Annotated in this window: 1 protein-coding gene; it reads left to right on the forward strand. The window is 69.8% G+C overall.

All coding sequences use genetic code 11. The features are described from left to right. Window positions 1-60 precede the first annotated feature (60 nt). The coding region (locus KVS67_RS14320) for a metal ABC transporter permease (RefSeq protein ID WP_217565595.1) at window positions 61-232 on the forward strand (172 nt) is incomplete at its 3' end.

The raw sequence follows: 232 nt of genomic DNA on the forward strand, positions 1-232 counted from the left end.
CTACGCCGAGGCCATGCTCCTCAACGCCCGCGCCCGCGCCGACGCGCTGGAGGGCTGAGGATGGACTGGCTGCTCGAGCCCTTCCAGTTGGGATTCCAGCAGCGCGCCCTCGTCGGCGCACTCATCGCCGTGGTGATGTGCTCTGTTGTGGGCACGTGGCTGGTGCTGGGCGGGACGAGCTTCTTCGGGGACGCGTTCGTGCAGGGTGTCCTTCCGGGCATCGCCCTCGCGG

The sequence above is a fragment of the Micrococcus sp. GbtcB5 genome (assembly GCF_019091605.1).
GTDB lineage: Bacteria > Actinomycetota > Actinomycetes > Actinomycetales > Micrococcaceae > Micrococcus > Micrococcus luteus.